Below are 21,175 nucleotides of genomic sequence, written 5' to 3'. Positions count from 1 at the left end.
ACCGGCCCTGCGGGGATTTGTCCCACGGGGCCAAAACGCGCGGCCTATGGCCGAACATGGACGGATGATGATAGCCGGGTGGACGCGCCGGTCATGTGCAGGACCGTGAGCGGGTCTTGAGCTGCCCCGCCCGCGCGCCTGCCAGCACGGGAACCGCGCACGAGCGATGGCCGCATGATCGCCTTTCCGATAGCCCATGTCCGCCTGTCCCAGGGACGGATCGCCCTGGTGCTGGACGCGCCGCGCTGCCTGCTGGTGAAGAAGGCCGGGTCGATCCCGGACATGCTGCTGAGCGCTTCCAGCGGGCTCTTGCCCGAGCGCGCCTCCGAGCTGCGGCCGGGCCTGGTCCGGGTCGAGATCCGCAACGCCAAGGACGAGCCCTGGGAAGAGCTGGGCCAGGCGATCCTGCACAACGCGCCGTCCGGCCGGCGGACCGGCCGGGCCGGCCCGCTGGCGCTGGACTTCAACGCGGCTGCGGCCGACCCGACGCCACCAGGCGAAGCCACCATTCCCAGCGCGGATCCAGGATGACCGAGCGGGCGCGCGCCCATTTCCAGTCGCCGTATTTCTGGTAGTCGAAGTCCCAGTCGGTCAGCATCCGGTTCTGGATCGCCCAGCCGGCCCATTTGATGTCGGCCAGCGCCCGGCCGATCCAGACCCTGGCCACGGTCTCCGGGCGGGCCTCGCCGTAATAGGCCTCGATCAGCTGCAGCGAGCGCTCCTCGGTGAAGAACATCTCGCCCAAGAGCACGCCAAGCTCGTAGGCCCGCTCGTTGTTGGAGGCGAACTCGTAGTCGACGATCTTCATCGGCTTGCCGGGCGAGACCAGGAAGTTGCCGGGCATCGGGTCGTTGAAGCACGGCACCAGGTCCAGGCCGGAGGCTTCGAACGCCGCCCTGGCCTGCCCGTACTGCTTCATCATCCAGTCGAAGTCGTGGGGCAGAAAGGCGCCCAGCGCCTTCGCGTCCTGCCAGTGCTCGTCGATCATGTCGAAGATGGTCTTGGTCAGCCCCAGCTTCGGCCCGGCATTGAGCTGCCGGTAGCAGGCGATCACCGCCTCCTGGATCTCCGCCCGCTCGAAATCGGCATTGGTGCAGGCGGCATAGCCCTCCAGGAACTCGTGGACCTCCAGCCCGTCGGATGGGTCGAAATAGACCACTTCGGGGGCCAGGCCCATGGCATGGGCGTTGACCGCCGCCTGGTGCGCCACCGCCCGGTCGATGAACTTCTCGGTGCCGGGGCCCGGCACCTTGACGAAGTAGCGGCGCGGATGGCCGTCCACCGCGACCAGCCAGTTGCGGTTGTTGATCCCGCCGACCAGCATCTTGTAGGTCGCCTCCCGGCCCTGCCAGTCCGGGACCCGGCGGATCGCCGCCTCGATCGCGGCCTCGTCTTGGGTGCGGGCCTCGCCCAGCCTGCGTTCGGTCGTGCTCATCAGATCCTCCGCACCCGCTCGGCAAAGCGCGGGTCGCGCACCGCCTGCCGGCCGTGGAAGTAGCGCCAGCTGGCGTATTTCAAAAATTCCAGGGAGGTCCTGGGCGAGACCTTGGCCAGCAGGGTCCCGATCAGCCCCCAGCGCAGATGGTCGGCCACGCCGTAGAGCATGGTCCGGGCGAACAGCGCCTCGTCCATGGCGCCATGGGCCAGCTCGAACAAAGCGCGGGCCTCCGGCTCCTGCTGGGCGGCCTCGACCATGAAGCTGCCGAGATCCGCGAACGGGTCCATGTCGGCGGCGCGGTCCCAGTCGACCAGCAGGACATGGCGGTCCGGACCGACCATGAAGTTCGACGCGTTGCCGTCGCCATGGGCCGGCACCAGGTCGACGCCGGCTGCCAGGATCGCCTTTTCCGCGTCCAGCACGTTGTCGACCAGCCAGTCCGTGTCCGGGGGCAGGGCGGCGCCGGCTTCCCGGCAGGCGGCATGGAAGCGGCGGATCTCGTCGAACACGCTGACCGCGCGGCCGAGCTTCGGCCCCTTCTGGAAGGCCTGGCGCTGGCGCAGCAGGGCCAGGCAGGTATCGGGATCGCGCAGCTTGTCGAGCGTGCCGGTGCGGTAGTCGGCAAGGTCCGCCATCACCAGCACGCCGTCGGCAAGGCTGCCGCGCTCCACGGCCGGGCCGATGCCCATCGATGCCGCCTGGCGCGCCGCCAGGAAGGCAGTGCCGAGGTCGACATAATGCCGGGCGTCGTCATGCATCGCCTTGACGTGGCGGCGGGTGCCGTCCGGCAGGGTCGCCTTGAAATGGACGCCGTCGACCCCGTGCCAGCCCGGCGAGGCCAGGACCGCGAAGGCCGGCTCCAGGACGATCTGGACGGGAGCCGCGTCGGATGCCTGCTCGGCCCAGGCCGCGGTCACCGCGGCGAGCGCTCGGCTCCGTTCCTGGTCGGGTTCGCTCATCGGCAGCGATTCCTCCACATGGGGGCGCGTTTTGTGGGTTTGTTTGCTTTGCGGTTCCCAGCCTAGGCAGGCCGGGCGCTTCGGAAAAGCCCGCAAGTTCCATGCCGCCTCCGCCGCGACCCGCCAGCGGCTTGACGGGACAGCACAGCGGCGCGAGACCGGGAGCGATTGTGTGAAAGGGGTGTCGATGCGGGAATTGTTGGAATCATCGGCGCTTTCGCTCGCTGCCGCCTACCGGGATGGCTCGGTCTCGCCGGTCGACGTGGTCGACGCGACCCTGGCAAGGATCGAGGAAAGCAACCGCGAGATCAACGCGCTCTGGTCGATCCGCGCCGAGGCGGCTCGCGTGGCCGCGGCTGAATCGGCCGCGCGTTTTGCCGCCGGCACGCCCGCCGGGCCGCTGGACGGGATCCCGATCACCCTCAAGGACAGCATCCACGTCACCGGCTGGCCCTACCTGCACGGCACCGCCGCCAACGAGGGCCGCCCGGCCTCCAGCTTCGACGCGCCGCCGGCGGCGCGCAGTTTGGAAGCCGGGGCGATCCTCCTTGCCAAGACCACCATGCCCGATTTCGGCCTGCTCGCCGCCGGGGTGAGCTCGGCGTTCGGCGTGGTGCGCAATCCCTGGGACCTCGCCACCAACACCGGCGGCTCCAGTGCGGGGGCAGGGGCGGCGCTGGCGGCGGGCTTCTGCCATCTGTCGGTGGGCTCCGACATCGCCGGCTCGGTGCGGCTGCCGGCCGCCCATTGCGGGGTGGTGGCGCTCAAGCCCACCCAGGGGCGCATCCCGCATCTGGCGCCCAGCACCACCCGCTCGGCCGGGCCGATGGCGCGCTCGGTGGCGGACGTCGCCTTCTATCTCGGCATCCTGGCCCGGCCCGACCCGCGCGACAGCGGCGCGCTGGCGCCGGACGGCATCGCCTACCACGAGAAGCTGGAAGCGGATCTTGCCGGCAAGCGGGTCGGGCTGCTCCTGTCGATGGGCTATGGCGCGCCGGTGGAGCCGGTGGTCCGCGAGGCCGTGCTGGCCGCCGCCAACGCCCTGGCCGATGCCGGGGCGATCGTCGAGCCGCTCAACCCGCCGTTCGCCTACGACGCCTATGCCGCGATCGACCAGACCCTGCAGGTCCGGGGCCTGGCCGAGTATCGCAGCTTCACCGCCGACCAGCAGGCCAAGGTGCTGCCGCAGGTGGCGGCATGGAGCCTGAAGGCGGAAGCGATCGACGGGGCGCGCTACCACGAGCTGCTGGGCCTGATCGAGAACGCCAAGCTCGAGCTCCACGCCGCCATCGGCGGCTACGACCTCCTGCTGACCCCGACCATGCCCTGCGTGGGCTTCCCGGCCGAGCAGGTCGGGCTGGACGAGGAAACGCCGCTGGCGCATGCGACCTTCACCGCCTGGTTCAACCAGACCGGGCAGCCGGCCCTGTCGCTCCCGTTCGGCCATGACGGCCGCAACCACCCGATCGGCGTGCAGCTGGTCGGCCGGCGGTTCGACGACCTGGGGGTGCTGCAGGCGGCGGCCTACCTGGAGAAGGTGCGGGGGTCCGGGCCGCGCTGGCCGTTCTGAGGATGTCCCTGCCGGGACATGCCCGGCCCGTCATGCAGCCCAGAATCTCCGTTCAGCTCCGCCCCATCCCATAGAACTCGTCGTTCGGGCGCAGGCTGGTGAAGTTCGCCAGGCGGTTGGACATGCCGAAGAAGGCCGCGATCGCCGCGATGTCCCAGATCTCGTCCTCGCCGAAGCCGTGCCCGCGCAGCGCCGCGCTGTCGGCCTCGTCCACCGCCTCGGCCTGGCGCGTGACCTTCAGGGCGAAGTCGAGCATGGCCCGCTGCCGCGGCGTGATGTCCGCCTTGCGGTAGTTGGCGGTGACCTGGTCGGCGATCAGGGGGTTGCGGGCGCGGATGCGCAGGATCGCGCCATGGGCGACCACGCAGTACTGGCACTGGTTGGCCGCGGAGACCGCCACCACGATCATCTCGCGCTCGGCCTTGCTGAGCCCGCCTTCCTTGTCCATCAGGGCGTCGTGGTAGGCCATGAAGGCGCGGAACTCGTCCGGCCGGTAGGCAAGCATCAGGAAGACGTTGGGGATGAAGCCCGACTTTTCCTGCACCTTGAGGATGCGCGCGCGGATGTCCTCCGGCATCGCCTCGAGCGCGGGCACCGGGTAGCGGCTGATCGGAGGGGCGGCGTCGGTCATGGCTGAAAGCCTCCTGCTCGGTGGCACGATGGGGGCGGGAAGGTGGCGCCGGCCAGGCGCCGCACCACGTCGAGCAGCACGTCGGCCCCGGCCAGCAGGTCCGAACGCTCGGTGTGCTCGCGCGGATTGTGGCTGATCCCGCCGGCACTGGGGACAAAGATCATGGCGGCCGGGCAGATGCGGGCCAGCATCTGCGCGTCGTGGCCGGCACCGGAGGTCATGCGCCTGGAGCGCAGGCCCAGCCGTTGCGCGGCGTCCTCCACCAGCCCGACAATGGCCTTGTCGAAGCTCACCGGTGCAAAGCGCGCCAGGCGCTCGGCCGAGACCGTGACACCCTCGGAACGGGCGAGTTCGTCCAGGTAGCGGGCAAGCGCGGCCTCCGCCTGCCGGAGCCTGTGCTCGTCGGGATCGCGGAGATCCACCGTGAAGGTCGCGCGCGACGGGATGACGTTGATGGCGTTCGGCTCGAAGCTCATGCATCCCACCGTCGCCACCGTGGTCGGGCCGGCGATGCGGTCGCGCAGGAAGGTCACCACCCGCGCGGCGGCCTGGCCGGCGTCCTGCCGCATCGACATGGGCGTGGTGCCGGCATGATTGGCGACGCCCTGGATCGTGATGCGCTGCCACGAGATGCCCTGGAGGTTCTCCACGGCACCGATCGGCACCGCGTCGCGCTCCAGGACCGGGCCCTGCTCGACATGGAGCTCCAGATAGGCCCGCGGCCGCAGGAAGCCCGGCTCCTCGGAACCGGCATAGCCGATCCGGGCGAGTTCCGCGCCGAGCGCCGTCCCGTCGGTGCCAAGGGTCGCCAGCGCCTCGTCGATCGCAAGGCCGCCGGCATAAACCAGCGAACCCATCATGTCGGGCGCGTAGCGCACGCCTTCCTCGTTGGTGAACGCCGCGACCACAATCGGGCAGGCGGGGGTGAAGCCCGAGCTCTGGAGGGCCTGGGCGACTTCCAGGCCGGTCAGCACGCCATAGCAGCCATCATAGATCCCGGCGTCGATCACCGTGTCGATGTGGGAGCCGATCATCACCGGCGCCTCGTCCGGCGTCGCGTCCGGCGCCTGCGCGGGACGCCAGATGCCGAACATGTTGCCGACCCGGTCGATCGCGAGCTCCAGCCCGGCGCTCACGATCCAGTCCGCCAGCCGGTCGCGTCCGGCCTTGTCGGCATCCGAGGCCGCCAGCCGGCACAGGCGGCCTTCCGCGTCGCGCCCGACCTGCCCGAGCTGCCGGAGGCGATCGAGCAGCCGATCGGCGTCGATCGAGGGCGGCTGGGCGGCAAGGCCGCCGGCATCGTCGCCTTGGCTCATGCCGCATCTTCCTCGAGGTCGGCCTCGGTCACCAGGATCAGGACCCGGCTGGCGGCATCGAGTCCGAAGCCGGCGCCCGCGGCTTGCGCCTGCAGGGCCAAAAGACCGGCCAGCCCTGCGGCGCCGGACGGGGTGGTGGCCGGGCCGCCCAGCTCGCGCAGCAGGCGGGTGGCCTCGCCCAGCGCCGCCTCCGGGACGGTCAGGCCGCGGGCGCCGTGCCGTCGCAGCACCGCCAGGGCCGGCGCGCTGGCCTCGCCGCAGGAGAGCATCTCGGCCGCCGTCTCCAGTTCGCCCGGCACGCGGACGGGGCGATCCGCCGCCAGGGCGGCGGCGACGCAGGCGACACTGGCCGGCTCGACCACGATCACGGCCGCCGGAGGCGCCATCCAGGCGGCGAGGCCGTCCGCCATGGCGGCGGCCAGGCCGCCCACGCCCGCCTGGACGAAGAGATGGGTCGGCCGTGGGTGGCCGGCCACCTCGACCTGCCGGCGGATCTCATGGGCCATCACGCCGTAGCCCGCCATGACGTCCTGCACCACCGGGTCGCCCGGATCGTCGGTGGTATCGGCCACCAGGATGCCTGAGCCCGCCCGCGCCGCCCCGGCCGCGGCGGCCACCGCGTCGTCATAGGTGCCGTCCACCCGCACGATCTCGGCGCCCTGCGCCACGATCCGGTCGGCCCGGGCGGCGGGGACCCGGGCGTGCAGATAGATCCTGGCGGGTGCGCCGGCGGCGCGGGCGGCCGCGGCCACGGCCAGGCCATGGTTGCCGTCGCTGGCGCAGACCAGGGCCGGCAGCTTGGCCGGGCGGCGCGCCGGATCGATCAGGCCGGCGATGGTGGTGCCGGCGGCGCGGGCCAGCGCGTGCAGGCCGGCATAGGTGCCGCCCAGGGACTTGAAGCTGCCCAGCATGCGCCGGCCTTCGTCCTTGGCCAGGACCTGCGCCACGCCGCAGCGTTGCGCGAGCCGCGGGAGGTCGAGAAGGGGGGTGGGGGCATAGCTGGGCGAAAGACGGAGCAGTTCCGCCGCTATGCCGTCCGCGCCGGGCGCGGGAACCGGATCGTTGCTCATGCCGGCAGTGTGCCCGCGCCGGCGGATGCTTGGCGCCGAAAACATGCTAGGACGCGCCTGCTTTCGCCGATCATGGGGCTGCTGATGCCAGATTCCGTCAAGCTGGACCGGTTCGACCATGCCCTGCTGGAGCAGGTCCAGTTCGACAACCAGATGCCCGCCCGCCGTCTGGCCGAACGGGTGGGCCTTTCCGAGAGCGCGGTGCTGCGCCGTCTGCGCCGCCTGCGCCAGGAGGGGGTGATCGTTTCGGACGTGTCGATCGTGCACCCCTCGGTCCTGGGGCTGCCGCTGACAGTGCATGTGCTGGTCTCGCTGGAATGGGAGGGACTGGCGGAGCTCGACAGCTTCACCCGCGAGCTGCGCGCCCGGCCCGAGGTGCGGCAGGCCTGGTACGTCACCGGCGAGGCGGACTTCATCCTCCGCCTGCAGCTGGCCGGCATGGAAGCCTATGAGGGCTTCGTGCGCGAGGTGTTCCACGACAACCGCAACGTGCGGGCCTTCCGCACCCTGGTCGCCATCCGCCAGGTCAAGGGCGGGCCGCAGGCGATGCCCAGGGCAGGGGGCGAAGGCTAGCCGGCTCGGGGGCGGCCGCACCGGCGCCAGCTGACTGTCCCGCCGACGGCAGCTCCGACCACCCGCCGGCCCTGGCAGCTTCAGTAGGGCCGGCCGTCCTTGTGGGTGTAGGTCCAGCTGCCGTCCGGGCCGAGGGCGGCCTTCAGGTCGTCCCGGGGATAGCTGCCCTCGTCGCCGGGGGTGCGGTCGCCGATCTCCAGATAGACCACGTCCCGCTCGGTCCGGTTCACCAGCTGGTGGGCGATGCCGTTGGCCGGGAAGCCTGCGCACATGCCGGGGGCAAGCTCCATCTCGTCGGTGTCGGTGACCAGGGTGGGTTCTCCCTCCAGGATAAAGACGAACTCGTCCTGGCGGCTGTGGCGGTGCAGGAGGGCGGACTCCCCGCCGGGCGCCAACCGGGTCAGGTTCACCCCGAAATGGACGAGGCCGAACAGGTCGCCCAGCGGCCGCTTCTCCCGCTTCGCCATGCGGCTGAAAAACGGCTCGGGATAGGTCGAGGGCCGGGTGCGGGGCGGGGCGGAGGCGGCCAGGACGGCCAGGGGCCTGCGGGGCGTGCTGTCGCTCATCGGGACGACTCCTTGGGGGCGTGCGATCCCCGAAAAGGCCGGGTGGCCGCCGGATCGGCCACCCGACCCGGCCGGCTCAGTTGACCTTGAGCGTGCCGCCCCGGCCGAGGCCGCCCTCGACGTCCTGGGCCTCGTAGCTGCGCAGGGCCACCACCATGCCGTTATAGGCGTCCAGGAAGGCGGCGATGGTGGCCTTGCCCTCGGGCGTCTGCGACAGGCCGCCCAGCGCGCCGCCGCCGGCCCCGGTCAGCGTCACCGCGGCCGCGCCGTAATTGGTGGCGGTGGCGCTGCCCTCGGAGGCTGCGACCTGGACCTGGGAGCGGATGTCGAACAGCGACATGGTGACCACCGAGGCCTTCTGCTCCATGCCGCCGGCGACCGCGCCGAACACGCCGGGCAGGAGGCCGCCCAGCGCGCCGCCCACCGAGCCCATGCTGGCATCGTTGATGATGATCGCCGGCTCCAGGAAATAGTCGGCCGCGACCCGCTGGCCCTTCTCCTGCTTGGAGCCGGCGCGGAACTCGCCGGAATCGCGCTGCTTCTGGGTGATCTGGGTCATCCGGTCGTCCAGGCGCAGATTGCCCACCGAGGTCACCACGAAGCAGTTGGACTGCTGCGCCACCATGCGCAGCAGCGGCTCGATCGTGGTCACCCCGGTGTTCTGCGAGAACGGCCCCCACCAGCTCGACTGGCGGCCGTCATCCATGGCGAGGGTGCCGAGCGTCTGCTCGCAGCGCTCCAGGTTGCCGGCATCGGCGCTGGAGCTGCCGGCGGCGCTGCCCGAGATGTCGGTGCCGCCGCTGCCCCCGGTGACGGTTCCACCAAGACAGCCGGCCAGACCCAGGCTGCAGGTCAGGGCGGCGGCGATGCGAAGATCTTTCCAGTCCATTCATTCGCTCCCAAATCCGGCTGCTCGCCAGTGTGTGCTGAATAGGTCATTGAAGAGCGTGAGAGCTTTACATTTATTCCTAGCGCTTCCGAAAGCGCCTACTATTCCACTACCGAGTATCCATACTAACGCATTCATGTATAGACGGAACGTCACGCGATTTCGTGGCTGGGATTTTCGGATTGGCTTGAAGGGACGATGGAATGCGGTGGCTGATCATTCCCTGCTTATTGTCGGTCGCGGCCTGCCAGCCGGCTCCGCCGGAGCGAAGCCCGACGGTGACCGTCTGCCGCGAGGGCAGCGGCTGTGCCGAGCAGCCTCGCGACCTGACCACGTTCGACCCGTCCGAGGCCGTGCCCGACCGCGACCCGGACGGCCGGATCGCCGCGCTGGAGGAACTGGCCGCCACCGATCCGAGCGCCGCCTACGACCTCGCCCTGCGCCTGTTCCGCGGCGACGGCTTCCCGCGCGACAGCTACAAGGCGCTGCAGTGGATGCGCCGTGCCGCCGAGCGCGGCGACGTGCGGGCGCAGCTGGCGCTGGGCCGGGTCTACATGGGCGGGCTGGAGGAGATGGGGCCGGACCTGAAGGAGGCCGACACCTGGCTGTCGCTGGCGGCGGCGGCGGGCGACCCAGAGGCCAAGGAACTGCAGGCCGAGGTCCAGGACGCTCTGGCCGACGAAACCTATTACCAGGACCGCTATGGCTACTGGCGCGATGCCGCCTATGCCGGCTGGTACCGGGGATGGCGCTATGGCTGGATCTGGTCGCCGCGCTGGCATCGCTGGTATTACCGCTAGAGCCCACCAGGAGAGCGCGCCCATGGCCTTCCAATGCACGATCCCGGCGGTGCCGACCGTCCAGCGCGACGACCAGGACCTGCGGATCACCCGCTGGGACTTCGCGCCGGGCGCGGCCACCGGCTGGCACACCCATGGCTGGCCCTATTTCGTGGTGATGCTGACCGATGCGACCATGCGGGTGCATGACGGCAGCGAGGTGCGCGAGATCGAGCTGGTGGCCGGGCAGGCCTATGACCGCACGTCCGGGATCTCCCACGACGTCATGAACGGCGGCAGCCGCCCGATGGCGTTCGTGGAGATCGAGGTCAAGCGGCCGCAGGCGATCCGGTTTCCCTGACCGGGCGAGGGCTCAGTCCTTGGCGGGATCGGCCGGCAGGAAGGCGAACGGCTCTGCGTCCTGGAACCTGCCGGCGACCTCGCCGGCGAACACCTCGCCGTCCTGGATGGTCAGCTTCCTGACCGGAGCGCCGGGCTTCAGGTCGAGCTTGTCCATCGACACCCAGAACGTGTTCGGCCGGGTGGCGGAATCGAAGTAGTAGACCAGGTTCTTCTGGTCGGAGACCGAGCGCCACAGGGTCGAGGAGATGTTCGGCTGGTCGGGGGTGGTGATGCCGAGCGGCACGCTCACCGCCCGCATCACGCTCAGCACCTCGGCCACCGCCTGGTAGGTGAACGACTGGCCGGGCACGCCCTTGATGTAGTTGGGCGCGACACTCTTGGGCACGGCGTCGATCAGGAACGAGGCGCGGGCGAACCGGTCGGCGGCGCGGTTGGTGCCGGGCAGGAAGGTCAGCCCGCCGATCTCCTGCCAGTAGGCGTTCAAGGACAATTGCTGGTCGTAGGAGGGCGAGTTGGTCATCACGACATATTGCTTGCCGTGATGGATCACGAGCTCGCCGTCGATATACTCGAAGATCGCCGAATCCCCGCTCGAATCGGAGATCGCCAAGTGCAGGCTGGCCGCCGCGCCGTTCGGCAGGGTGGGCGCCAGGAGGTCGAAGGGCTGCTGCTCCAGGGCCTCCACCGCCTCGGCGACGCTGGCATAGCTGTCCAGGACATATTGCAGCCAGGCGGCGATCGACAGATAGGGGCGCGAGCCGTCGCTCTTCCCGTACTCGGATTCGGCGAGATAGAGCATGTTCGCCACCAGGCCCTTCTCGTTCATCCCGTCGGTGGAGCCGGCCTCGTAGCCCGAGGTGACGACGCTGCCGAAGCGGGAGGTCCAGCGCAGCGATTGCGGCCCGGCGGCGCCGTCGCGCTCCATCCCGGCGGGGAACACCCACAGGTTGGAGGCCATGTCCTCCTTCCAGTCCATGTTGCGCCCGGTGATCACGGTCTGGTCGTCGCCGACATAAAGGGCCCGGGTGCAGGCGGAGGCGGGACCGGCCAGGGGAGCCAGCAGGCTGGCCGCCCCCAGGGCCAGGGCGGCCAGCCTTGAACAATGGCGCAACGGACGTCCTCCAGGATTTCGCATCGACGATTTCACACGTTCGTCGTGGACGAATCCTGCGGTGTCAATTGGGGCATTACCGGAAACGGGGGAGAGACCGCCGGGCTCAGACGCTTTCCGGCCCGTCCACCACCAGCCGCTCCAGGATCCCGCCGAGCCAGGCCACGCCCAGTTCCAGGTCGCGCGGGTCGGTCCATTCGCGCGGGGAGTGGCACAAGCCGTCGCGGCTGGGCACCGCGATCACCACGGACGGGCAGAGTTTCGCGACCGGCATGGCGTCATGGGCGGCAATGGTCTCCAGGCTCATCGGCAGGATGCCCAGATGGTCGGCCTCCTCGCGCGCCAGAGTGCGCAGGCCGATCTCGAAGGCGCCGGGTGCCCGGTACTCGTCGCGCACGATCCGGTGCGCGACCCTGGCCAGCGTGGCGGCGTAGGGGATCAGCTCCATCAGCCTGGCATGGGTGTCGGCCATCACCTTGGCGTCGACCGAGCGGATCTCGATGAACAGCTTGGCGCTGTCGGGGACCACGTTCGGCGAGTTCGGCAGCACTTCCAGCCGGCCCACCGAGGTGTGCAGGGCGCCGGCCGGGGCGGCGTCGGCCAGGCGGCGCAGGCCGGTGATCACTTCCGCCGCCGCCAGCAGCGCGTCCTTGCGCTTGGCCATCGGGGTCGGGCCGGTATGGGCGGTGGCGCCGGTGAACAGCAGCTCCAGCTTGTGGGCACCCCACCAGCGGTCGAACACGCCGAGCCGGGTGTTGCTGTTCTCCAGTGCCGGGGCGCATTCCACGTGCAGCTCGACATAGGCCGAGGGCTTCGGCGCCTGGTCCCGGCCGCGAAAGCCGATCGCGTCCAGGGCGTCGGCGACGCTGACGCCGTTGCCGTCCTTGCGGGCAAGTGCCTGCTCCAGGGGCAGGATCCCGGCATGGACCGAGGAGCCCAGGAGGCTCGGCTGGAAGCGTGCACCCTCCTCGCCGGTCCAGGCGACCACCGCGAGATTGGCCTTGGCCGGGCGGCCGGCCAGCCGCTCCTTCAGCGCCTGGCCCGCCTCCAGCGCGGCCAGCACGCCATAGGCGCCGTCCAGCCGGCCGCCCTTCGGCTGGCTGTCGATGTGGGAACCGGCAAAAACCCAAGGCGCCTCCTGGCCCGCGAATTGCTCCGCCAGCTCCAGGAGCCCGAACATGTTGCCGATGCCGTCCACCAGCACCCGATACCCGGCCGCTTCCATGCGCCTCGCCAGTTCCCGCCGCGCCAGGCCGTTGGCGGGGCTGGCCTCGACCCGGTCCACGCCGCCGTCGTCGGTGGTGCCGATCTGCGAGAAGGCGTCCAGGCGGTCGAGAAAGCCCTCGGGGCAGGTCGAGTTGGTCGGACGATCCACGGGAGCTTCCACTATGTGGGATTAGTTGGCTTTCTTGGTATGCGTCGTTGACGCTGGCCGCAAGGCGCGCCTAGGCTTTTCCAAGATGTCCGATAACATTCGGGCTGCATCACGAAGGCCCGGCGCAGCGTCTGTGCGCAAGGGCACGCAAGTCGGCGACCGGGCGGATCTCGCACCGGCGCCAGCACCGGAGGGGTGGGTATGACGTTGTCGTCGATCGTCGCGGGTTCGCGCCGCAGCTTCCTGAAGACCAGTGCCGCCGGAGCCGCGGCCCTGACGATGCCGGCACCGTTCATCAAGCGGGCCTACGCCCAGGGCCGCAACACCATGGTGTTCGCGTCCGGCGAGCCGGTCACCGGCAACTGGGACCCGACCTCCCACACCGTGCTCGCCCAGATCAACCTGGAAGGCTACGTGTTCGGCCAGCTGTTCCGCACGCCGATGGGCAGCGACGACCCGACCCAGATCGTCTGGGAGCTGGCGACCGGGCAGAAGATCCTCGACCTCTACACGATCGAGTACACGCTGCGCGACGGCGTGACCTTCCACGACGGCAAGAAGTTCAGCGCCGAGGACGTCAAGGCGACCTTCGAATACGCCTCGCAGCCGACCCGGCCGGCGGCCTGGTATCCCGGCCGCTGCGAGGTCGAGATCGTCGACGACCTGACCGTGCGGGTGCACACCAAGAACGGCAACTACCCCGCGGCCGCCTTCTACTTCCTGGCCGGGTTCCTGCCGATCATGTCGGCCAAGGACATCGCCGACCCGGCGACCCTGCAGGCCCGCCCGAACGGCACCGGCCCGTTCAAGTTCGCCAAGCAGGAAGGCAACACCACCATCCTCAAGGCCTTCGACGGCTACATGAACGGCAAGCCGCTGCTGGAGGAGGTGCATTTCGCCTATATCGGCGACGCCACCACCCGGGTGCTGGCGCTGATGGCCGGCGAGATCGACGTCACCGAGCGGCTGGAGCCGGAACAGTACGAATCGCTCTCCAGCGAGCCCAAGGTCAAGCTCAGCCGCACCATCGCGACCGAGAACAAGTACCTGCATTTCCGCTGCGACAAGCCGCCGTTCGACAACCCGCTCTTGCGCCAGGCCGCGTCCTACGCGATCGACCGCGAGCAGATCCTGGGCGTGATGGGTGTCGCCGGCCACGATTCCAGCAACTACATCTCGCCGGTGAAGTTCGGCTATGTCGACCTGCCGAACTACCCGGTCTACGACCCGGCCAAGTGCCAGGAACTGCTGGAGCAGGCGGGCTTCCCGGGCGGCCAGGGCCTGCCGGAGATGGAATACGTCACCTCCACCGGCTTCTATCCCAAGACCAAGGAGTATGGCGAGGTGATCGCCGCGATGCTCCAGGAAGCCGGCTTCCCGGTGAAGTTCACGGTGATGGAGACCGCCGCCTGGGGCGCGCGCCTCTACCAGCAGGCCGGCCAGCCGAGCTTCGGCGACATGATCGACTGCGGCTGGTCGACCGGCTCGCCGGAGCCGGACCTGGTGCTGCGCTCGATGTTCTACGGCAAGGCCGGTCCCAAGGGCGGGCTGATCAACGGCATCCAGGACCCGGAGATCGACGCCGCCCTGGACGCCGAGCAGGCCGAGCCGGATCCGGCCAAGCGCGCCGAGCTGATCGCCAAGGCGACCGGGGTGATCGCGGCCAAGACGCCGTCGCTCTCCCTGTTCACCTCGGTGCTCCTGCACGGCTACCGCAATGGCCTGGAGGGGCTGGTGTTCTACCCGAACGGCCCGATCGACGCGACCAAGGCGCATTTCACCAGCTGATCGCACCATCCCAGGCCAAGGCGGCCTGATCTTCCAGCGGGCGGGAAAACGTCTTCATGGGTTTCATTCTGACCTTTCTCGCCCGTCGGCTGGCTCAGGGTCTGCTCATCGTCCTGGTGGTCTCGTTCGCGATCTTCGCGCTGGTCCGCCTGGCGCCGGGCGACCCGGCCCGCACCATCCTGGGCGGCATGGCCTCCGACGAGATGGTCGAGGCCACCGCCAAGGAGATGGGGCTGCGCGACCCGATCCTGGTCCAGTACGGCCGCTATCTCGCCGGCCTGGTCCAGGGCGACCTCGGCACCTCCTACATCAAGACCGAGAGCGGCGGCGCCGCCATGGGCAACCAGGACCAGACGGTCAGCTCGCGCGCCAGCGTGACCAGCCTGATCCTCAAGGCGCTGCCCTATACCCTGCAGCTCGCCGGCCTGGCGCTGGTGATCGCCTTCGTGATCTCGGTGCCGCTCGGCATCGCCGCCGGCGTCCATGCCGGGCGATGGCCGGACAAGTTCGCGATCTACGCCTCCTCGGTGTTCGTCTCCCTGCCGAACTTCTGGTTCGCGATCGTGCTGGCCCTGGTGGTGACCGCCAAGCTCGGCTGGATCCCCTCGATCGGCTATAACGGCTTCGCCTACACCATCCTGCCGGCGATCGTGATCGCGGTGGAGATGTCGCCGATCTTCATCCGCTCGCTCTCCGTCGCGGTGGCCGACACGCTGCGCCAGACCTTCGTCGAGGTGGCCGCCGTGCGTGGCCTGGGGCCGCAGCGGATCCTGTATGGCCATGTGCTGCGCAACTCCGCGGTGCCGATCCTCAACCTGTTCGGGGTGCAGGTCGGCGCGCTGCTCGGCGGCGTGCTGATCGTGGAATACATCTTCGACTATCCGGGGATCGGCCTGCTCACCGTGCAGGCGGTCACCCAGCGCGACTTCCCGATCATCCAGGGGGTGGCGATCCTTTCCAGCGTCATCTTCGTGGTGGTGAACATTCTGGTCGACCTCGTCGCCGCGCAGATCGACCCCAGGCTGGAAAGCTAAGAGCCGATGGCAACCGAGATCATGAGCGCCGACACCTCCGTTCCCGCGCGCCGGCCGGTCGGCCCGACCCGGCGGCTGTGGCAGGCGGCCTGGCAGCGGCCGGAATTCAAGGTCGGCCTGATCATCTTCGTGATCCTGATCGCGCTGGCGGTGGTGTTCCCCTATGTCAGCACGCTGTCGCCCACCAAGATCTCGGTGAAGGACAAGTTCCTGCCGCCGTTCTTCCTGGAAGGCGGCACCTTCGCCCATCCGCTGGGCACCGACCAGCTCGGCCGCGACCTGTTCATCCGCTCGCTGATCGGCTTGCAGAACGCGCTGCTGATCAGCTTCTCCACCGTGATCCTGATGTTCGTGATCGGCGCGGCGGTGGGGCTGGTCGCCGGCTACAAGGGCGGCTGGGTCGACACGATCCTGATGCGGCTGACCGACGCGCAGCTCTCGATCCCGCTGATCATCCTGGCGATCGTGATCCTGACCATCACGAGGCCGACCCCGCTCACCATCATCCTGGTGCTGGCCCTGGCCAGCTGGCCGACCTACGCCCGGGTGACCCGCAGCGTGACGCTGGGCGAGCGGCGGCGGGAATATGTGCGCGGCGCCAAGATCCTGGGCGCCTCGGACCTGCGGATCATGCTGGTGCTGATCGCCCCCAACATCCTGCCGCCGATCGCGTTCGTGGCGGTGCTGGACGTGGCGCGGATGATGATCTTCGAGGCGATCCTGGGCTTCATCGGCATCGGCGTGCAGCCGCCGACCCCCACCTTCGGCACGATCATCTCCGATGGCCGCAAGTACCTGATCAACGCCTGGTGGATCGCGACCATGCCGGGCGCGTTTTTGTTCCTGTCGCTGGTCTCCCTGAACCTGATGGGCGCTTCCCTGGAGCGCGCCCGCAACATGCTCCTGCGGGGGACGATCTGATGGATGCCGCCGCCACCCTGCTCGAGGTCGACGGCCTGTCGATCGAGCTTCGCCGCGAGCACGAGCGCCGCACCGTGCTGGACGGCGTCTCCTTCCATCTCGCCGAGCGCAGCGTGCTGGGCGTGCTGGGCGAGAGCGGCTCGGGCAAGACCATCCTGGCCAAGGCGCTCAGCGGCTGGATCGCCCCGCCCCTGCACCGGGTCAAGGGGGCGGTGCGCTATCGCGGCCGCGACCTGTTCGGGATGTCGGAGAGCGAGACCCGGGCGCTGCGCGGCCGGCATATCGGCTATATCGGCGCCGATCCGGGCAGCTCGTTCGACCCGACCCTTCCGGTGGGCGTGCAGATCGCCGAGAAGCTGCGCGCGGTCCGCCCGGAGATCGGCCAGAAGGACGCGCAACGGCGCACCATCGACCTGCTGGACCGGGTGCGAATCCCCTCGGCGGCCCGGCGCTACCGGGAATATCCCAGCCAGTATTCCGGCGGCATGCTGCAGCGCGCGATGATCGTCGACGCGCTGGTGGCGGAGCCGACCCTGCTGGTCTGCGACAACGTCACCCAGCCGCTGGACGTCACGGTCGCCGCCCAGATCGTCCGCCTGCTGCGCGACCTGCGCGAGGACATCAAGGCCGGCATCCTGTTCATCGCGACCTCGGTGCCGGTGGTGTCCGAGATCGCCGACGACCTGCTGGTGCTGTCGCGCGGCCGGATCGTCGAGCGCACCACGCCCAAGCGCCTGGTGGCCGCACCGGAGGACCCGTACTCGCGCGAGCTTTTGGCGCGGATGCCCAGGATCTGGACCAACGAGCCGCCGCTGCGCTCCACCGCGGATGCCCAGGCCGCGCGCGAGCAGGCCGGCGACCGGACCCACCCGATCCTGTCGGTCCAGGACGTCACCAAGCACTACACCGTGCCCGACCGGGAGCGCTTCTTCGGCAAGCAGACCGTGCAGGCGGTGCGCGGCGTCACCTTCGACGTGTTCCCCGGCGACAATTTCGGGCTGGTCGGCGAGAGCGGCTGCGGCAAGTCCACCCTGTCCCGGCTCCTGTCCTGGGTGGAGCCGCCCGACCAGGGGCGGATCATGTTCGACGGCCAGGACATCGCCGCGATGTCGGCGCGCGAGCGCCTGACCATGCGCAAGGGCTTCCAGCTCCTGCTCCAGGACCCCTACAACTGCATCCCGCCGAACCTGCCGGTGGGCCGCACCATCGGCTTCTCGCTGCAGGTCCATGGCGCCGGGCGCAAGGAGATCCGCGACAAAGTCGAGGCGGTGATGGCCGAGGTGGGGCTGCCGCGTGACCTCCTGGAGCGGCTGCCGATCGGCCTGTCCGCCGGGCAGCGCCAGCGGATCAACATCGCCCGGGCATTGATCCTGGAGCCGCGGCTGATGATCCTGGACGAGACCCTCTCGGCGCTGGACCCGATGGAGCAGGCGCGCCTGCTCGACCTGTTCGAGAAGCTGCAGGCCAGCCACGGCCTGACCTACCTGTTCATCAGCCACGACCTCGCCATGGTCCGCAAGGTCTGCACCCGGATCGCGGTGATGTATCTGGGCAAGGTGGTGGAGCTCGCCGACAACCAGACCGTGTTCTTCAACCCGGCGCATCCCTACACCAAGGCGATGCTCTCGGCGGTGCCGGTGCTGGAGGACAAGCCCTACCGGGCCGAGGACTGCCTGTTGGAGGGCGAGCCGCCCAGCCCGATCGACATCCCGGCCGGCTGCTCCTTCCGGCCGCGCTGCCCCTTGGCGATCGGCCGCTGCGCCAGAGACGAGCCGGGGCTGCGGGTGGTCGGCCAGCACGAGTTCGCGGCATGCCATCTGGCGGCTTGACCCGGACGCCTGGCTTGGGAACATCGCGGTCCTCTGGCGCCGCCGTTCGGGAACACCTGCTCCGATGACCTCGTCTCCGCTCACCCGGCACCGCCACGAGGTCATCCTGCGCCGCCTGGAGCGCGAGCCGCGCGTGCGGGTGTCGGGCTTGGCCAGCGAGCTGGCGGTGAGCGAGGAAACCATCCGCCGCGACCTGGACGAGCTGGAGGTGCGCGGCCGGCTGCGCCGGGTGCATGGCGGGGCGGTGCCGTTCCGCCCGGACGAGGAGCAGCCGCTCGGCGAGCGCTCCCGGATCAAGCCCAAGGAGAAGGCCAAGATCGGCCAGATCGCGGCGGGCCTGGTCGCCGACGGGATGACCGTGTTCGTGGACACCGGCTCGACGCCGCTGGCGTTCGCCCGGGCGCTGATCGGCAAGCGCGACGTGCAGCTGATCACCAACTCCCTGGACATCGCCCAGCTGCTGGCCCAGGAGCCCGGCCTGCGCATCAAGGTGACGCCCGGCTGGCTGCGCGCCAACGACAACGCGCTCTTGGGCGGCGACACCATCGCCTTCGTGCGCCGGTTCGTGTTCGACATCGCGGTGATGGGGATCGCCGCCTGCGACGCCCAGTTCGGCTGGATGGACTATGGCGAGGAGGAATCCGACCTGCGCCGGATCCTCTACCAGCAGGCCCGCCAGAACGTGCTGATCTGCGACGACAGCAAGTTCGGCAGGCGGGCCTCGGTGCGCACCTTCGAGCTGGGCACCCAGCTCACCCTGGTCACCAACCGGCCGCCCCCGGACCTGTTCACCAAAGCGTTCGGCGAGGCCGGCGTCGAGGTGCTGACCGACCGGCCCAACACCAGGTCGTCGCGACAGCGCTGAGCGCCCGTGCCAGAATGGCCGCTGGACGGGGTCAGGGAAGGCGGCATGACACAGGCGGATGGCAGGAAGGACCCGCCGGCATTCGGCGAAGCGTTCCGGCAGGAACTGGAGGAGCTGCTGGCCTGGCGGCGCGACGTGCGCCGGTTCCGCACCGACCCGGTGGCCGAGGCGGACATGCTGGACCTGCTGCGCCTGGCGTGCCTGGCCCCCTCGGTCGGCAACGCGCAGCCCTGGCGGTTCGTGCGGGTGCGCTCGGCCGAGCTGCGCGCGAGCCTGGCCCGCCATGTCGACCTGGAGAACCAGCTGGCGGCCGCCGCCTATGACGACGAGGCGGCGGCCGCCTACGCCGCCCTGAAGCTGCACGGGCTGCGCGAGGCGCCGGAACTGCTGGCGGTGTTCGCCGACGAGCATCCCGAGGCCGGCCGGGGCCTCGGCCGGCGGACCATGCCCGAGACCCTGTGCTATTCCACCGTGCTGGCGATCCACACGTTGTGGCTGGCGGCCCGGGCGCGCGGGATCGGGATCGGCTGGGTGTCGATCCTGGACCCGGCGACGGTGGCGGCGCTGCTGCGGGTGGAGCCGTCCTGGCGGCTGGTCGGCCTGCTCTGCGTGGGCTACCCGCAGGCGCAGGACGACGTGCCGGAACTGGCGCGGCAGGGCTGGCAGGCGCGGCTGGACTGGACCCTGTTCGTGTCGGAGCGCTGACCAGATCCGTTCACGCCTGCGCGTCCTGCGTGCTTGGCGCTTGCACTTCCCGGCCACCCCCTGGCAAAAGCATCGTTGCCCCCTGGTCGGCCGTAGAACGCCGGATGGGGCAAGAACCGGATCAGTTCTGTTGTCGTCCGGAAAGCACCGGATTGTCATGATCCGGCTCGATGCTTTTGCAACTTGATAGAGAAACGCCCGAGTCCATGAACAACCAGCGCATCGACGGGGTCGATTTTTGGCGCGGCCTCGTGCTGATCGTCATTTTCGTCAACCACCTGCCTGGCAATTATTTCGAGGCCTGGACGCCGCGCAATTACGGCTTCTCCGATTCGGCCGAGGCGTTCGTGTTCCTGTCCGGGGTCGCGGTGGCGCTGGCCTATGCCGGGCGGACCCTGCGCGGCGATCTGCGCGGCATGGTGGGCGGGCTGGGTAGGCGGGCGCGGCTGCTCTACCTCTATCATCTGGGCCTGACGCTCGCGGGCTTCCTCCTGTTCGCCCTGGCCGACCGCCTGATCGAGCAGAGCGGCTTTCTGGCCGAGCATGGCCGCGACCTGCTGGTCGCGGAGCCGGTCCAGGGCGTGCTGGGCGTGCTGGGGCTGGGCCACCAGCTGGGCTATTTCAACATCCTGCCGCTCTATTTCGTGCTGCTGCTGTGGGCGCCGGTGCTGCTCTGGCTGGCGGTCCGCTCGCTGCCCGCGATGCTGGCCGTGTCCGGCGCCGTCTACCTGCTGGGGGCTGCCGGCGGGGTGAACCTGCCGACCTGGCCGGTGGAGGGCGTCTGGTTCTTCAACCCGCTGGCCTGGCAGTTCCTGTTCGCGATCGGCATCGCCGCCGGCTACCTGATCCGTACCGGCAAGCCGGTGCCGCAGGGCCAGGCCCTGGGCTGGTCGGCGCTGGCCGCGACCCTCCTGGGGGCGCTGCTGGTGTCCGACCTGTTTGGCGCCCGGCCGGGCCTGCTGGCCTCGATGACCTGGCTGGACCCGTTCAAGTACAAGACCGATCTGGGCATCGTCCGCCTGCTGGCCTTCCTGGCGCTGGCCTACCTCCTCTACCTGGGCCGGGTCGCCGAGCGGCTGCGCGGTACAGCCGTCTATGCGCCGCTGGCGCGGATGGGCCGCCATGGCCTGGCGGTGTTCGCCGCCGGCTGCATCCTGACCGTGATCGGCCAGATCGCGATGCGCTCCTGGAACACCAATGCCGGGTTCGACCTGGCGTTCATCCTGCTGGGCATCGTCCTGTTCGACCGGCTGGCCTGGATGCTGGACCAGAGCCGGGTGCGGGCGGTCCGCGCCAAGGCCGCGATGCAGGCCTGAGCCCCTCCCGCCATGCCCGTTGACCCGCCGCCTGGACCGGCGCAGCCTGCGCGCGATCAGGCTTCCCGACCAGGCTG

General features: G+C 69.9%; 21 protein-coding genes. 12 read left to right on the top strand and 9 right to left on the bottom strand.

The genetic code is table 11. The features are described from left to right. Positions 1-174: 174 nt before the first annotated feature. Positions 175-531: a hypothetical protein gene (locus tag GEMRO_RS0103770; protein ID WP_027132948.1), complete on the top strand. Its 357-nt coding sequence runs from the start codon at positions 175-177 to the stop codon at positions 529-531. Here GEMRO_RS0103770 and GEMRO_RS0103765 read toward each other — a convergent pair. Then, positions 464-1,435: a phosphotransferase gene (locus GEMRO_RS0103765; RefSeq protein ID WP_035484701.1), complete on the bottom strand. Its 972-nt coding sequence runs from the start codon at positions 1,433-1,435 to the stop codon at positions 464-466. The genes GEMRO_RS0103770 and GEMRO_RS0103765 overlap by 68 nt on opposite strands. Further along, positions 1,435-2,397, bottom strand: coding sequence for a phosphotransferase family protein (locus GEMRO_RS0103760; RefSeq protein WP_157505440.1), 963 nt, complete (start codon positions 2,395-2,397; stop codon positions 1,435-1,437). Before GEMRO_RS0103760 ends, GEMRO_RS0103765 begins: the two co-directional genes overlap by 1 nt. A 199-nt stretch (positions 2,398-2,596) precedes the next feature. On the opposite strand from GEMRO_RS0103760, the gene GEMRO_RS0103755 reads away from it, so the two are divergent. Next, on the top strand, positions 2,597-3,967 hold the full coding sequence (locus tag GEMRO_RS0103755) for an amidase (protein ID WP_205624889.1): 1,371 nt from the start codon (positions 2,597-2,599) through the stop codon (positions 3,965-3,967). 52 nt (positions 3,968-4,019) lie between these two features. On the opposite strand, the gene GEMRO_RS0103750 is transcribed toward GEMRO_RS0103755, so the two are convergent. The 3 genes from GEMRO_RS0103750 to GEMRO_RS0103740 are packed head-to-tail and all read right to left on the bottom strand — an operon-like array spanning position 4,020 to position 6,984. Further along, on the bottom strand, positions 4,020-4,598 hold the full coding sequence (locus GEMRO_RS0103750) for a peroxidase-related enzyme (protein ID WP_027132944.1): 579 nt from the start codon (positions 4,596-4,598) through the stop codon (positions 4,020-4,022). Then, the gene (locus GEMRO_RS27390; protein ID WP_051328656.1) at positions 4,595-5,914 is read right to left on the bottom strand and encodes a Zn-dependent hydrolase; all 1,320 of its coding nucleotides are present in this window, start codon (positions 5,912-5,914) and stop codon (positions 4,595-4,597) included. The genes GEMRO_RS0103750 and GEMRO_RS27390 overlap by 4 nt, the downstream gene beginning before the upstream one ends. Beyond that, positions 5,911-6,984, bottom strand: coding sequence for a pyridoxal-phosphate dependent enzyme (locus tag GEMRO_RS0103740; RefSeq protein ID WP_027132943.1), 1,074 nt, complete (start codon positions 6,982-6,984; stop codon positions 5,911-5,913). Before GEMRO_RS0103740 ends, GEMRO_RS27390 begins: the two co-directional genes overlap by 4 nt. 84 nt (positions 6,985-7,068) lie before the next feature. On the opposite strand from GEMRO_RS0103740, the gene GEMRO_RS0103735 reads away from it, so the two are divergent. Then, complete coding sequence (locus GEMRO_RS0103735) at positions 7,069-7,557, top strand: Lrp/AsnC family transcriptional regulator (RefSeq protein WP_027132942.1); 489 nt, start codon at positions 7,069-7,071, stop codon at positions 7,555-7,557. Positions 7,558-7,637: 80 nt separating this feature from the next. Here GEMRO_RS0103735 and GEMRO_RS0103730 read toward each other — a convergent pair whose 3' ends face one another. Both GEMRO_RS0103730 and GEMRO_RS0103725 read right to left on the bottom strand, forming a co-directional pair. Next, positions 7,638-8,123: a cupin domain-containing protein gene (locus GEMRO_RS0103730; protein WP_027132941.1), complete on the bottom strand. Its 486-nt coding sequence runs from the start codon at positions 8,121-8,123 to the stop codon at positions 7,638-7,640. A gap of 76 nt (positions 8,124-8,199) precedes the next feature. Continuing rightward, positions 8,200-9,012 (bottom strand): hypothetical protein, encoded by an 813-nt coding sequence (locus GEMRO_RS0103725; protein ID WP_035484699.1) that lies wholly within the window; start codon positions 9,010-9,012, stop codon positions 8,200-8,202. 278 nt (positions 9,013-9,290) lie between these two features. On the opposite strand from GEMRO_RS0103725, the gene GEMRO_RS27385 reads away from it, so the two are divergent. Together GEMRO_RS27385 and GEMRO_RS0103715 are read left to right on the top strand one after the other, a co-directional pair. Next, the gene (locus GEMRO_RS27385) at positions 9,291-9,812 is read left to right on the top strand and encodes a tetratricopeptide repeat protein (protein WP_205624888.1); all 522 of its coding nucleotides are present in this window, start codon (positions 9,291-9,293) and stop codon (positions 9,810-9,812) included. Between the two features lie 22 nt (positions 9,813-9,834). Further along, positions 9,835-10,152 carry a cupin domain-containing protein gene (locus tag GEMRO_RS0103715; protein WP_027132939.1) on the top strand — a complete coding sequence of 106 codons (318 nt, stop codon included), beginning with the start codon at positions 9,835-9,837 and terminating at the stop codon, positions 10,150-10,152. 12 nt (positions 10,153-10,164) lie between these two features. On the opposite strand, the gene GEMRO_RS0103710 is transcribed toward GEMRO_RS0103715, so the two are convergent. Next, on the bottom strand, positions 10,165-11,289 hold the full coding sequence (locus GEMRO_RS0103710; RefSeq protein WP_035484697.1) for a linear amide C-N hydrolase: 1,125 nt from the start codon (positions 11,287-11,289) through the stop codon (positions 10,165-10,167). A gap of 82 nt (positions 11,290-11,371) precedes the next feature. After that, positions 11,372-12,640, bottom strand: a complete 1,269-nt coding sequence (locus GEMRO_RS27380; protein WP_051328655.1) for a Zn-dependent hydrolase — start codon at positions 12,638-12,640, stop codon at positions 11,372-11,374. A 201-nt stretch (positions 12,641-12,841) separates the two neighbouring features. Between GEMRO_RS27380 and GEMRO_RS0103700 the strand changes: the two genes are divergently transcribed. From GEMRO_RS0103700 to GEMRO_RS0103670, 7 genes are all read left to right on the top strand, one after another. Then, entirely contained in the window at positions 12,842-14,428 is a 1,587-nt protein-coding gene (locus tag GEMRO_RS0103700; RefSeq protein WP_035484696.1) for an ABC transporter substrate-binding protein, read from the top strand. Positions 14,429-14,484: 56 nt separating this feature from the next. Next, positions 14,485-15,462 (top strand): ABC transporter permease, encoded by a 978-nt coding sequence (locus GEMRO_RS0103695; RefSeq protein ID WP_027132936.1) that lies wholly within the window; start codon positions 14,485-14,487, stop codon positions 15,460-15,462. A gap of 6 nt (positions 15,463-15,468) precedes the next feature. After that, the gene (locus GEMRO_RS0103690) at positions 15,469-16,383 is read left to right on the top strand and encodes an ABC transporter permease (RefSeq protein WP_027132935.1); all 915 of its coding nucleotides are present in this window, start codon (positions 15,469-15,471) and stop codon (positions 16,381-16,383) included. Next, positions 16,383-18,212, top strand: coding sequence for a dipeptide ABC transporter ATP-binding protein (locus GEMRO_RS0103685; RefSeq protein ID WP_035484694.1), 1,830 nt, complete (start codon positions 16,383-16,385; stop codon positions 18,210-18,212). Before GEMRO_RS0103690 ends, GEMRO_RS0103685 begins: the two co-directional genes overlap by 1 nt. Before the next feature lie 64 nt (positions 18,213-18,276). After that, entirely contained in the window at positions 18,277-19,077 is an 801-nt protein-coding gene (locus GEMRO_RS27375; protein WP_051328654.1) for a DeoR/GlpR family DNA-binding transcription regulator, read from the top strand. Between the two features lie 45 nt (positions 19,078-19,122). Further along, positions 19,123-19,782, top strand: coding sequence for a 5,6-dimethylbenzimidazole synthase (gene bluB, locus GEMRO_RS0103675; protein WP_027132933.1), 660 nt, complete (start codon positions 19,123-19,125; stop codon positions 19,780-19,782). A 206-nt stretch (positions 19,783-19,988) separates the two neighbouring features. Next, the gene (locus GEMRO_RS0103670) at positions 19,989-21,098 is read left to right on the top strand and encodes an OpgC family protein (RefSeq protein ID WP_027132932.1); all 1,110 of its coding nucleotides are present in this window, start codon (positions 19,989-19,991) and stop codon (positions 21,096-21,098) included. The last annotated feature ends 77 nt before the right edge of the window (positions 21,099-21,175 follow it).

Source organism: Geminicoccus roseus DSM 18922, from assembly GCF_000427665.1.
Lineage (GTDB): Bacteria > Pseudomonadota > Alphaproteobacteria > Geminicoccales > Geminicoccaceae > Geminicoccus > Geminicoccus roseus.
The sequence above is the reverse complement of the archived record's forward strand: the minus strand, read 5'-3'. Positions and strand labels throughout refer to the sequence as shown.